Consider the following 11,681-nt stretch of genomic DNA (forward strand, 5'->3'; position numbering starts at 1 on the left):
GCCGCCGGATGGTGCGTGTGAGCCTCACGCCGCCACCGGCTGCTTCACCTCCGCCGCGGCCGGGCCGCCCGCCGGTTCGGACGCCTCGGCGCCGGGCGCCGGCTTGCGCAGGCCCTTGAGGAGGATCACCAGGCCGGCCGTCACCGCCGTACCGGCCGCGATGGCCAGCAGGTACAGGAACGGCTTGCCGATCAGGAAGGTGACCCAGATGCCGCCGTGCGGGGCGCGCAGGGTCGAGCCGAACGCCATGGTCAGCGCGCCGGTCACCGCGCCACCCGCCATGGAGGCCGGGATGACCCGCAGCGGGTCGGCCGCCGCGAACGGGATGGCGCCCTCGGAGATGAAGGAGGCGCCGAGGACCCAGGCCGCCTTGCCGTTCTCGCGCTCGGCGCTGGTGAACAGCTTCTTGCGCAGGGTGGTGGCGAGGGCCATGCCCAGCGGCGGGACCATGCCGGCGGCCATCACCGCGGCCATGATCTTCATCGCGGAGTCGCTGGGCGCCGCGACGGAGATGCCTGCGGTGGCGAACGTGTACGCGACCTTGTTGACCGGTCCGCCGAGGTCGAAGCACATCATCAGGCCGAGCAGCACACCGAGCAGGATGGCGTTGGCGCCGGACAGGCCGTTCAGCCAGTCGGTCAGGGCCTGCTGCGCCTCGGCGATCGGCTTGCCGATGACCACGAACATCAGGAATCCGACGACCGCCGTGGAGATCAGCGGGATCACCACCACCGGCATGATGCCGCGCAGCACCGGTGGGATGTCGATGCGCTGGATGCCGAGCACGACAGCACCGGCGATGAGACCGGCGACCAGACCGCCGAGGAACCCGGCGCCGATCGTCAGGGAGATCGCTCCGCCGACGAAGCCGGGCACGAGTCCTGGCCGGTCGGCCATGCCGTAGGCGATGTATCCGGCGAGGACCGGGACGAGGAAGCCGAAGGCCGCCGCGCCGATCTGGAACAGCAGCGCGCCCCAGCTGTCGACCTGGCCCCAGTCGAAGTGCTCGGTGACCGACTTGGCCTCGTTGATCTGGTAGCCGCCGATCGCGAACCCGAGGGCGATCAGCAGACCGCCGGCCGCGACGAACGGGACCATGTAACTGACGCCGGACATCAGCCACTTGCGCAGCTTGGTGCCGTAGCCCTCATCCGGCTCACCGGCGCGTTCCACCGGTGTGCCGGGGCGGGCGGCGGCCGTGACCTCACCGCGCTCCGCCCTGCCGCGCACCTCGGCGATCAGCTCGGCGGCACGGTTGATGCCCGCCTTCACACCGACGTCGACGGTCGGCTTCCCGGCGAAGCGGTCCTTCTCGCGGACCGGCAGGTCATGGGCGAAGATCACGCCGTCCGCAGCCGCGATGACGTTCGGGTCGAGCCGGGTGAATCCGGCCGAGCCCTGCGTCTCGACGACCACCTCGACGCCCGCCTCGCGGCCCGCGTTCTCCAGCGACTCGGCTGCCATGTAGGTGTGGGCGATGCCGGTGGGGCAGGAGGTGACGGCGACGATACGGAAGGGGCGGTCGCCGGCGGAGTCGTCGGCGGTGTCACCCGCGGCGGCGTCGGCGGAGGCCGCCCCCGACGCCGCCACGGAGTCTTCGGTGGCGCCCTCGGCGCCTTCGGTGGTGCCCTCGGCCGTAGCCGCCTCGGGCTCCTCCCCGCGGATGAGCGCCGCCGCGGCCGCCGCGTCGCCCACCGAGCGCAGCGCGTCGGTGAACTCGGTGTTCATCAGCTGCCGGGCCAGCGACGACAGGATCGTCAGGTGGGCGTCGTCGGCGCCGGCGGGCGCGGCGATCAGGAAGATCAGGTCGGCGGGCCCGTCCGCGGCACCGAAGTCGATGCCGGCGGCGCTGCGCCCGAAGCCGAGCGTCGGCTCGGTGACGTGTTCGCTGCGGCAGTGCGGGATGCCGATACCGCCGTCGAGGCCGGTCGGCATCTGCGCCTCGCGGGCGGCCACGTCGGCGAGGAAGCCCTCCAGGTCGGTCACCCGGCCCAGGGCCACCATGCGCTCGGCGAGGGCGCGCGCCGCCGCTTCCTTGGTCTCGGCGGACAGGTCGAGATCGACCAGGTCCGCGGTGATCATGTCACTCATCGCGGGCTCCTTCGCACGCGTATCGCCCGGTCAGTGGGGTGGGCGGAAGAGGGGACGGGGGTGCAGTGGGGGGTCGGGGGTGCAGTGGAGGCGGAGCCGGGGAGGCCCCGCCTCCACCGGACGGCAGGGCGGCTCAGGGTGCCCTGCCGTCCGGCGGCCGCGGCGAGTAACGGCGAGTGTCGCCGCTGCGTGGCCGGTTCGAGGGGTGGCGTCGGGGATGTCGTCCGTACGGTCATGACGCCGGCTCCGTCAGTTCGCGGTCCACCGGGACCTCGGCCGTCACCGTCACCGCGGCCGGGTCCAGGTCGCCCGGCGCCGGCATCACGCTGCCGGGCAGCTGGACGGCGGCCGCGCCGTGCGCGATCGCGGAGGCGAGCGCCTCCGGGCCGTTGCCGCCGGCGATCAGGAAGCCGGCGAGCGAGGAGTCGCCGGCGCCCACGTTGGAGCGCACGACGTCGACGCGCGCGCTGCCGAACCAGATACCCGCACCGTCCACGAGCAGCTGCCCGTCGGCGCCCAGGCTCGCCAGCACGGTGCGCGCACCCCGCTCGCGCAACTCCTCGGCCGCCTTCACGGCGTCCCCCACGGTCGCCAGCGGGCGCCCGACGGCCTGCGCGAGCTCCTCCGCGTTCGGCTTCACCACGTCGGGCCGCTCGCGCAGCGCTTCGAGCAGCGCGGGGCCGGAGGTGTCCAGTGCGATGCGCGCACCGTCGGCGTGCGCCCGCGCGACCAGGTCGGCGTACCAGGACGGCGCGAGGCCCCGGGGCAGACTGCCGCAGCAGGCGATCCAGTCGGCGTCGCGCGCCTGCCGGCGTACGGTCTCGAAGAGCAGCTCCTGCTCGTCGGCCGACAGCTCCGGACCGGGCGCGTTGATCTTCGTGAGGACGCCGTCGGCCTCGGCGAGCGCGATGTTGGAGCGGGTGGCGCCGGCGACGGGGACCGGCGCGACCTCGATGCCCTGCGCGTGGAGCAGGTCGGCGACGAGCGCCCCCGGCGCACCACCCAGGGGCAGCACCGCCACCGTGCGCCGCCCGGCGGCCGCGACGGCGCGCGAGACGTTCACGCCCTTGCCACCGGGGTCCACGCGCTCGGTCTCGGCACGGATGACCTCACCGTGCTTCAGGGCCTGGACCTCGTAGGTGCGGTCGAGGGACGGGTTCGGGGTGACGGTGAGAATCATGCGCGCACTACTTCCGTGCCGCCGCGCTCGATGGCGGTGGCGTCTTCGGGGCTCAGCTCGGTGTCGGTGATCAGCAGGTCCACATCGCTCAGGTCACCGAAGCGGGCGAAGTGCTCCTGGCCGTGCTTGGAGGAGTCGGCGAGCAGCACCACGCGGCGGGCGGCGGCGAGGGCCGTCCGCTTGACCGCGGCCTCGGCGAGGTCGGGAGTGGTCAGGCCGTGCTCGGCGGAGAAGCCGTTGGCGGCCACGAAGAGGACGTCCGCCCGGATCTCGCCGTATGCGCGCAGCGCCCAGGCGTCCACGGCGGCGCGCGTGCGATGCCGTACGCGCCCGCCGACGAGGTGGAGCTGGATGCCGGGGTGGTCCGCGAGGCGGGCCGCGATCGGCAGGCTGTGCGTGACGACGGTGAGCGAGGACTCCGGCGGGATGGCGGCCGCCAGCCGCGCCACGGTCGTACCGGCGTCGAGGATCATCGTGCCCTCGGTGGGCAGTTCGGCCAGGGCCGCCTTCGCGATGCGGTCCTTCTCGTCGGCCGCGGTGGACTCGCGCTCGGCGAGGTCCGGCTCGAAGTCGAGCCGGCCGGCCGGGATGGCGCCGCCGTGCACCCGGCGGAGGAGGCCCGCGCGGTCGAGGGCCTTCAGGTCGCGGCGGATCGTCTCCGCCGTGACCTGGAACTCCTCGGCCAGCGACACCACGTCCACCCGGCCGCCGTCACGGGCGAGACGGACGATCTCCTGTTGCCGCTCCGGTGCGTACATGCCCGATCGCCTCCGAACCATGCCCGAACGTGTGGTTTCACTCGGAGGCTACGCCTGGATTTCCAGAAAGTAAACAGGTTCAGACTCAGTCGGGCACAAACGGGCTTTGGTTTCTGCCCGAGAAGCAAGACCTCCGGATCAAGCCGGACGGCACTGCAGAAGCCCTGACGCCGTGTCACCGCGTCCGTATCCTGGATCCCGGGACACAGCTTCTCGGGGGGTGTTGTGGACAGGGACGGTCTCCGTGCCCGCCCGGACCATGACTGGCAGCAAGCCGTGGTCCACACGCTGTGCGACTCGCCGATCCTCTACGACCGCAACGCCAGGGCGATGCTGGCCGAGCTGATCGGCGAGGAGCTGGGGCGGCCGGTGGTGGTGCGGGAGCAGGCCACCCTGCAGCTGCACATGCTCGAGCTGGTGCGGTTCTGCATCCGCGCGGGGAACGACGGGCTGTCTGCGCTGTCCCACGCCGTGTCGCTGCTGGAAGGCCCCAGCCGGACCGCCGAGACCGTCGGTCGTCTGGTGCGGGAGTTCGCCACCAGGACCACTCCCGCCCCGGTGCCGCAGGCAGTTCTTCCCGGGTGGTACCCCGACCCCGGACGGACAAGTGACGGTCCCGCCACCGAGCGCTGGTGGGACGGCAGGGCATGGACGGACCAGATCCGCCCCGTGGGGTCGGCCGCCGCCGGCGCACCGGTCCGCTTCCTCGTGTCCTGCGTCGCGGCCGACCGCTCCTGGGCCGACTGGACCGCCTGGCAGCTGGAGAACGCGGGACTGCGCGTACTCGTCCTGGAGGGCAACGCGAGCATCGGCCCGCGGACCGAGCCGGAACAGGGCGAACGCGTGATCGCCCTGCTGTCCCCGGCCTACCTCGAATCCGTACAGGTGCACCAACAGGATCCGGAAGGCCTCGCGGACACACTCGTGCCGGTCGTGGTGCAGCCCTGCCGACCCGAGTGGCCCCTGTCCCAGGTGCCGTACACCGACCTCACCGGGCTGGGCGAGGACGAGGCCCGGGCCCGGCTGCTCCACGCCGTCGGCGCCACCCCCACAGGCCGCGCCGGACCGGCCGCCTCCCCGCCTTCCTTCCCCGACCCGGCGGGGCGACGTTGACGGGACAAGGCGGCGCGGACCGCGGCAATCCGGTGGTACGGATACGGGACCGGATCGGGGAGGAGACACTGGCCGCGCTGCTCGAGGTCCCCTCGCTCCAAGACCGGCCGGCGCGAGCCCTGCTGATCGAGCTGGTCGGCGAGGCCGTGGGCCGCCGGGCCGACCTGCGGGAGCACACCACTGTGCCGCTGCAGTTGCTGGAGCTGTTCCGTTTCTGCACTCGGCATCAGGACGGGCTGCCGGCCCTGGCACGGAAGCTGTCGTTGCTGGAGCCGGGGTGCGCGCAGGCGCAGGTCGTGCAACGGCTCGCCGACGAGTGGACGGCCGTGGACGCGCTGCACGGCCTGCCCGACGTCACGGGTTCCTGGGATTTCCTCGGCGACGCCCTCGGGGCGCTGACGCTGTCGTACGGCATGCGGACCGCACTCGTCCGGGTGGCCACCGACACCAGGGTCTCCGCGCCACCGCCGCAGGCCGAGACGTGCTGGCACGACTTCCTGCACATGGCAGGACAGGGCGCTCCGCGAGGCGGGTTGCCGCCGTGGATGGTCTATCTGGACCGCATCGCCGACGTGATGGACCGGCCCCTCGCGGGCGAGCTGCTCGCGCGCAACCGTCAGTGGGCCCTGAGCTGCGGCCTGGCCGAGCTGCTCGATCTCGACCGGGCCAGGTCTCCGGTCCCCCCGGCGGTCCGGCCGAACCAGGAGTACCTGGCGATCCACATCGCGCCCGACCCGCTGGAGAACGGGCACTACACCGTCTCGCACTCCCTCATGTCCGACGCCCACGGCCCGAGCTGGAAGCACGGCGAGCCGATCCCCCGGGTGCCCACCGACGGGCTCCAGCAGGCCGTGAGCCATGTCATCAAGACGGTCGAGGGAGTCGGCGGCGACCGGCTGGCCGACGTGTGGCTGGAGTTCGTCCTGCCCTTCGAACTGCTCAACCTGCCGGTGGACTGGTGGCCCCGGGACACCGCCGAAGTGCCGCATGTGCCGCTCGCGGTGGACTACCCGGTCGTGGTCCGCAGCCTGGACCGGCTGCAGAACCCCGACTGGTACCGGTTCTGGCGCACCCGCTGGCAGCAGCTGCAGCGGGACGAGGACACGTCGCAGTCGGTGTACGTCAACGTCGCACGCAGGAACGGCAACCATCTGCGCGGTCTGGAGGCCCGCCTCAGCGACAACGAGAGCTGCGTCGCCCTGGTGCTGAGCGAGCCGCCGCTGCCCGGCCACGAACACGGGCGCCGCGAGTTGCAGGCGGCGCTGCGCAGCGGGCTGCCCGTGGTGATCTGGCACCGTGCGGGCCGCTCCACGAAGCAGTTCCGGGACGTTCTCGACGGGCTTCTCGCCGACGGTCTGCCGCGGTTCCCGGCCAGGATGGCCGCCTATCGCCGCCGGGCGGCCATCGACTCCGCCGACGACAAGAGCGCGGCACACATCGGCCGCCATCTCACGGTCCTGTGGGACGACCCCGACCGCAAACCCGTCTTTCCCGAGCCGCCGTGACCACCTGTCGGCGTGTCCGGCCGGGTCCGGTCCGCCCATCACACCCCAGCCGTCATCCGGAGGGACGCCGTAGATGCCGTCGAACAGCGAGTCGTGGGGACCGTACCGAGGCACGGGGCTGCCCGGGGCAACCGAGAAGGAGTGGCCCGACGCACCGGCCTGGCGCAGCTTCGGAGGCGGCCCCGACCTTCCCCCGCCGCCCGTCGACGACCCGTACGCCCCCGTGGTGCTGGGCGCCGTACGACAGCCCCTGCTGGCCCCTCCGGACGAGGTGGCCCGCGTGAACGCGGCGCTGCACCTGCGTCGCCCGCTGCTCCTCACCGGCGAGCCCGGCACCGGCAAGTCGTCCCTCGCGTACCGCATCAGCCGGGAACTGGGCCTGGGCCGCGTCCTGCACTGGCGGATCACGTCCCTGAGCACACTTCGCGAGGGGTTGTACGGGGACGGGCACGAGGGCGGGTACGGGGGTGGGATCCGGCTCGGGCCGCTGGGGACCGCATTCCTGCCGTACCGCAGGCCGCGCGTGCTGCTGATCGACCGGCTGGACCGGGCCGAGATCGCGCTGCCCGAGGACCTGTGCACGGTGCTGGGAGGCGGGGGGTTCATCCTGCCCTGCGCCGTCCCCGCCGGCCTGCGGGTGTCGACGGACGACGATCCGTCGGCGGCGGTGCAGCTGCCGGACGGGTCCGTGCGCTGCCATGCCTTCCCCGTCGTCGTGATCACCACCACCGGCGAGCGGGACCTGCCGCCGGATCTCGTACGCCGCTGTGTGACCCTCCGGACGCACCGGCCCGGCCCCGAGCTGCTGCGTGCCCTCGCCGCGAACCGCTTCCCGCCGGGGCCGGGAGGTCCCCGCCCGGCCGAGGACGTGGTGGACGCCTTCGTCGAACGGGCCTGCGCTGCCGACGGGCCTGTCGTGGAACGGTTCCTGGACGCCCTCCGGCTCGCCGCCGACGGCGTCCTGCAGGCCATGGCCGAGGACGGCGACTGGCAGGAGGCCGTCGAGACCCTGTGGCGGTGGACCGCACCGGAGGAGCCGTGAACCGGCCCCGCCGACAGCCGCTCCCGGTCGAACCGGGCGCCGCTTCCAAACCGCGGCCGCCCGGGCGGACCCCGGGATCCCAGCGGGCGCGGCTCTCTCCCCCCGGCCCGTTTCCCGCCGCCCTCCCACCGGGGCTTCCGGCAGCACTGCGGCGCCTCGGCACCGCGCTCGGACGGGGCCGTGTCAGGGACGTGGCGCTGGTGGCCGACTCGGGTCCGACGATGGGTCTGTGGCAGCAGACGGCGCACGACCTCGCCAGGGAACTGCACCGGGACGGTTCCTTCGGGCGGATCACCACGCACCGGCTGCCGTTCGCCCACAGCGCCGATCCGGCGACACTGCCGCGTCATGGTGCCGGCACCCGGCTGACGCTGCTCCTCACCGATGGCGTGGGCCCGCGCTGGCGCACCCGCGAGGTGGAACCGCTGCTGCGCCGCTGGGGACAGTCCGGACCGACCGCGCTCATCCACCTGCTGCCCCACTCGGTGTGGCACGCGACGGGGCTGCGCGGCTGGCAGGTGCTGCTGCGCTCCCCCGCCCCGGGCGCGGCCGGCCACCGGATGCGCTGGCGGCCCCGCGGACTGGGCCCCGACGTCCAGGACGGCACGCCGTCCGGCCACCGTCCTGACCTGGCGGTTCCGGTGCTCGAACTCACCCCCCGCTGGCTGGAAGCCTGGTCCAGGCTGCTGGGCGGGGCACCACCGGCATGGCTGCCGATGACGGTGATGTTCCCCCGCGCGCGCGTGCCTGCCGGCTCCGCAGAGGCCGAGGAGGAGCCCGTTCCCACGCCGGCGGCCAGGGTCGCGCGTTTCCGCTCGTCCGTGCCCGGCGACGTGTTCACGCTCGCCACCATGCTCGCCGCCGTCCCCCTCACCGCGGAGCTGGTCAACGAGGTGCAGCGCGCGCTGGTCCCGGGCAGCTCCGTCGCCGACTTCGCACACCTGCTGGTGTACGGCCTGCTCGTTCCCACGGCCTGGGGGGACACGGCATTCGCCTTCCTGCCCGGTGTCCGTGAGGAGTTGCTGGCCACCGGGCGGCGCGCCGACGTCGTGCGGGTCGTCGAGCTGATGGGGGATCGCCGGGGATCCAGCGGGGAACACTTGTGGCGACTGCCCCGGCTGCTGGGCGGTGCCGCCGTGCACCGGCTTCCGCCGGTCGACGAGGAGTCCGGGCCGTGGCTCGTGGCGGAGAGCGCGGTGCTCCACGCCTTGTCCGGACCGTTCCTGAAGCCGGCGAGGGAGGTCGACGAGGCCCTCGCAGCCGCCACGGCCGGTCGGCAGGGCCCGCAGCACGCACAGCAGAACGGCACCACCACACCCACAGCATTCAGCAATGCCGTCGCCCGGCAGCCGGGTGACGCCGACCGACCGACCGATCACGGGGAGAGGAGGCCGGTGATGCCGCAGCAGGCCCCGGCGAGCGCGGTGGGCAACGGACGCACCAGGAGCACCCCCACGGTATGGGGGAACATCCCGCCGAGAAATCCGAACTTCACCGGCCGCGAGGCACTCCTCGAGGAACTGCACCAGCGGCTGCTGCGGGAGAAGGCGACCGCTGTGCTGCCCCACACGCTGCACGGAATGGGCGGCGTCGGCAAGAGCCTGCTGGCGGTCGAGTATCTCTACCGCCATATGACCGACTACGACCTGGTCTGGTGGATCTCCGCCGAACGCACGGCGCAGATCTCCCTGTCCTTGGTGGAACTGGCCCCGCGGCTGGGCGTGCCGACCGGTTCCGACGCTTCGTCGACCGTGGCCGCGGTGCTGGAGGCCCTGCGCGTCGGCGTGCCCTACGCCAACTGGATCCTTGTCTTCGACAACGCGGAAAGCCCGGAAGCCGTAGGGCAGTTCTTCCCGCCGGGCGGGCCCGGGAACATCCTCGTCACCTCACGCAATCCCCAATGGGCCTCCCTCGCCCGGCCGTTGGAGGTCGACGTCTTCATGCGGGAGGAGAGCAAGGAACTGCTGCGGGTACGTGGTCCCGAAATCAGTGACGAGGACGCCGACCGGCTCGCCCAGGCCCTCGGTGACCTGCCGCTGGCCATCGAGCAGGCCGCCGCCTGGCACGCCGAGACCGGCATGCCCGTGGACGAGTACCTGCGCCTGCTCGACGAGAAGCGCGTGGACCTGCTGCGGGGCACGGCGCCGCTCGACAACCAGCATCCCGTCATAGCCGCCTGGAACATCTCGCTGGACCAGCTGGAGGTCAAGAACCCGGCCGCGTACCAGCTGCTCCAGGTGTGCTCCTTCTTTGCTCCCGAGCCGATCGACCGGAGCATGTTCATGCGGATGCCGCTCAGCCCGCTCACCCCCGAGCTGGACGCCGCCCTGGAGGATCCGATCCGTCTCGGCCAGGCCATACGCGACATCGGCCGCTACTCGCTGGCCCGCTTCAACCACCGCACCAATTCCCTGCAGATGCACCGGCTGGTGCAGGCGGCCCTGCAGTTCCGGATGACCGAGGAGGACCGGGCCACCATGCGCCACGGCGCCCACATGCTGCTGGTGGCGAGCGATCCCAACGACCCCACCAACGCGCTTCGCTGGGACCGTTACGGCACCCTGTATCCCCACGTGGTCGTCTCCGAGGCGATGCGGTCCGACGAGACCTGGGTTCGCCGGCTGGTCGTGAACGAGGTCGGGTACCTGCTGCGCTGGGGCGACTACGAGTCCTGCCTGGAACTGGCCCGCTCCGCACACGGCGAATGGTCCGGCCGGCTGGGCGAAGAGCACCCGCAAACGCTGGAGATCGCCCGGTTGCTGGGATTCCTCCAGTTCAGCATGGGCCGCTACAAGGAGGCCGCCGAACTCAACGCGGCGACCCTGGAGGCGTATCTCAGGTCGATGGGCCCCCACCATCAGGACACGTTCGCCGCGATCCAGCACGTCGCCATAGACCGCCGGGTACGCGGCGCGTTCTCAGAGGCACTCGAACTCGCCGAATCCGTGCACCAGCAGTATGTGGAACTCATCGGTCCGGACGACCCGGAGACGCTCCGCGCCGCGCACAACCTCGGAGTGAGCCTACGTCTGGTGGGAAAGTTCGACCGTGCCCTGGAACTGGACGAGCAGACGTGGCGCAGCCGCACGGAGGTCTTCGGCCAGGACCACATCCACTCGCTGCGCACCTGGCTGAGCCTGATCGTCGATCTTCGTGAACTCGGCGACTACCACACGGCGTTGATGTACCACCACGAGATAACCGAGCAGGCCACCACGCTGCTCGGCAGCAGCAATCCGTTCACCCTGCACTGTGTCCGCCTCCTGGCCGTCGCCCTGCGCAAGGCCGGCGAGCACGAGGAGGCTGCGGCGACGGCCGAACAGATCCACGCCGAGCTCCTGCGCCGGTACGGCGACCGCAACCCCGAGTCCATGGCCGCCACCCTGGAGCTGACCATCCACCTGCGGCACCGGGGAAACCTGGAGGAGGCGCTGCGGCTGGGTGCGGAAATCTGCCATCGGTACGAGGAGACGTACGGCAAGCACCACCCCCACGCCCTGTCGGCGGCCGTGAACCTGGCCATCACCTATCGTCTGCTGGGCAACGCGGCGGCCGCGCAGTACATCGACGCCGTGGCCCTGGAACAGCTCACCGAGCAGCTGGGCCCGACGCACCCGTCCACGCTGGTGTGCCGCACGAATCTCGCCAGCGACCACTACGCCCTCGGTGACGCCGCCGGCGCGCTGGACCTCGACACCGAGACGCTGTGCCGGTCCCGGGAGGTCTTCGACGACGACCACCCCTCGACCCTGGCCTGTGCCGCGAACCTCGCGATGGACCTGCGGGCGGTGAACCGCGCCGAGGAGGCGGAGGCGATGCGCAACGACACCCGCGAGCGTCTGGGTCGCAAGCTGGGCGGCGATCACCCTGCGGTCGCCCAGGTCGCCGACTGGGGCCACCGCGCTGACTGCGACATCGACCCGATGCCCCTCTGACGGCCCCGGGCCGCCCCGGTACGGAGCCCGGTGCGCCGCCCGCGCCCCGGCGCAGCC

General features: G+C 72.4%; 6 protein-coding genes and 3 pseudogenes. 6 read left to right on the forward strand and 3 right to left on the reverse strand.

The window, feature by feature from the left end:
* Positions 1–24: 24 nt before the first annotated feature.
* From ACFV7R_RS11580 to ACFV7R_RS11590, 3 genes are all read right to left on the reverse strand, one after another.
* Positions 25–2,091 carry a fructose-specific PTS transporter subunit EIIC gene (locus ACFV7R_RS11580; RefSeq protein ID WP_385262564.1) on the reverse strand — a complete coding sequence of 689 codons (2,067 nt, stop codon included), beginning with the start codon at positions 2,089–2,091 and terminating at the stop codon, positions 25–27.
* Positions 2,092–2,323: 232 nt separating this feature from the next.
* Positions 2,324–3,271 carry a 1-phosphofructokinase gene (pfkB, locus tag ACFV7R_RS11585; RefSeq protein ID WP_385262567.1) on the reverse strand — a complete coding sequence of 316 codons (948 nt, stop codon included), beginning with the start codon at positions 3,269–3,271 and terminating at the stop codon, positions 2,324–2,326.
* Positions 3,268–4,029, reverse strand: coding sequence for a DeoR/GlpR family DNA-binding transcription regulator (locus tag ACFV7R_RS11590; protein WP_129799978.1), 762 nt, complete (start codon positions 4,027–4,029; stop codon positions 3,268–3,270). Before ACFV7R_RS11590 ends, pfkB begins: the two co-directional genes overlap by 4 nt.
* 276 nt (positions 4,030–4,305) lie before the next feature.
* On the opposite strand from ACFV7R_RS11590, the pseudogene ACFV7R_RS11595 reads away from it, so the two are divergent.
* The 6 genes and pseudogenes from ACFV7R_RS11595 to fxsT form a co-directional block, all read left to right on the forward strand.
* Positions 4,306–4,545: pseudogene (locus ACFV7R_RS11595) on the forward strand (hypothetical protein); the annotation flags it as partial.
* Between the two features lie 42 nt (positions 4,546–4,587).
* Positions 4,588–4,725 (forward strand): annotated as a pseudogene (locus tag ACFV7R_RS11600) (DUF2510 domain-containing protein); the annotation flags it as partial.
* Between the two features lie 21 nt (positions 4,726–4,746).
* Positions 4,747–5,142, forward strand: a pseudogene (locus ACFV7R_RS11605) (toll/interleukin-1 receptor domain-containing protein); the annotation flags it as partial.
* Positions 5,139–6,647: a hypothetical protein gene (locus tag ACFV7R_RS11610; protein ID WP_385262570.1), complete on the forward strand. Its 1,509-nt coding sequence runs from the start codon at positions 5,139–5,141 to the stop codon at positions 6,645–6,647. The pseudogene ACFV7R_RS11605 and the gene ACFV7R_RS11610, both read left to right, overlap by 4 nt.
* A 73-nt stretch (positions 6,648–6,720) precedes the next feature.
* Positions 6,721–7,689 carry a MoxR family ATPase gene (locus ACFV7R_RS11615; RefSeq protein WP_385262572.1) on the forward strand — a complete coding sequence of 323 codons (969 nt, stop codon included), beginning with the start codon at positions 6,721–6,723 and terminating at the stop codon, positions 7,687–7,689.
* A 191-nt stretch (positions 7,690–7,880) separates the two neighbouring features.
* Positions 7,881–11,624 carry an FxSxx-COOH system tetratricopeptide repeat protein gene (fxsT, locus tag ACFV7R_RS11620; protein ID WP_385262574.1) on the forward strand — a complete coding sequence of 1,248 codons (3,744 nt, stop codon included), beginning with the start codon at positions 7,881–7,883 and terminating at the stop codon, positions 11,622–11,624.
* The last annotated feature ends 57 nt before the right edge of the window (positions 11,625–11,681 follow it).

Origin of the sequence: Streptomyces sp. NPDC059866 (assembly GCF_042731325.1) — a bacterium.
Taxonomy (GTDB): Bacteria; Actinomycetota; Actinomycetes; order Streptomycetales; family Streptomycetaceae; genus Streptomyces; species Streptomyces flavusporus.

Excerpts from the sequence above, each read along its gene's own strand:
- ACFV7R_RS11580 (WP_385262564.1), bottom strand. The coding sequence starts at position 2,091 with ATGAGTGACATGATCACCGCGGACCTGGTCGATCTCGACCTGTCCGCC.
- pfkB (WP_385262567.1), bottom strand. The coding sequence starts at position 3,271 with ATGATTCTCACCGTCACCCCGAACCCGTCCCTCGACCGCACCTACGAG.
- ACFV7R_RS11590 (WP_129799978.1), bottom strand. The coding sequence starts at position 4,029 with ATGTACGCACCGGAGCGGCAACAGGAGATCGTCCGTCTCGCCCGTGAC.
- ACFV7R_RS11615 (WP_385262572.1), top strand. The coding sequence starts at position 6,721 with ATGCCGTCGAACAGCGAGTCGTGGGGACCGTACCGAGGCACGGGGCTG.